This window comes from Vibrio sp. 970 (assembly GCF_033339075.1).
On record NZ_JAWOTW010000249.1, the window covers coordinates 1 to 749 of the forward strand.

Below are 749 nucleotides of genomic sequence, written 5' to 3' on the forward strand. Positions count from 1 at the left end.
TACACAAACCTTACCTATCGGTAAAGAGCCACCGCACGTAAAAGCAGGCATGGCCCTAGACGAGTGGAAAGCCGCGACCAAGTTTGATAGCACAGACTGGGGATGGGTGATCATGAGTATCGGCATGGCAATCGGTGCCGGTATTGTCTTTTTACCAGTAAAAGTAGGCGTATTGGGCCTTTGGGTATTCTTGGCCTCTGCCGTGATCGGCTACCCAGCGATGTACTTGTTCCAACGCCTTTTCATCAACACTCTCTCAAGTTCACCAAAGTGCCAAGATTACGCTGGCGTTATTTCCGGTTACCTTGGTAACAAATGGGGGGCGTTATTAGGTGTGCTGTACTTCATCATGTTGGTGATTTGGGTCTTTGTTTACTCAACAGCCATCAACAATGACTCGGCATCTTTCCTACATAGTTTTGGCATCACGGAAGGCTTATTGTCTGAAAACCCGCTATATGGTCTGGCTTTAGTGTGCGCGCTGGTCGCTATTGCATCTCGTGGCGAAAAGATTTTGTTTAAGGTCAGTACTGGTCTTGTGCTGATTAAACTTTGTACCGTTGCATTACTTGGCGTCATGATGATCGAAAAATGGGATGTAGCGAATGTCGGTGCGATTCCAGAAACAGGCGCTGGTTTGAAAGATGCAATTGAGCTACTGCCGTTTACTCTAACGTCTATTCTCTTTATTCAAAGCTTGAGCCCAATGGTGATCTCATACCGCTCAAAAGAAAAATCGATTGAGGTTG

Annotated in this window: 1 pseudogene; it reads left to right on the forward strand. The window is 46.3% G+C overall.

The features are described from left to right. Positions 1 to 49: 49 nt before the first annotated feature. A pseudogene (locus R7Q11_RS25985) lies at positions 50 to 749 on the forward strand (hypothetical protein); the annotation flags it as partial.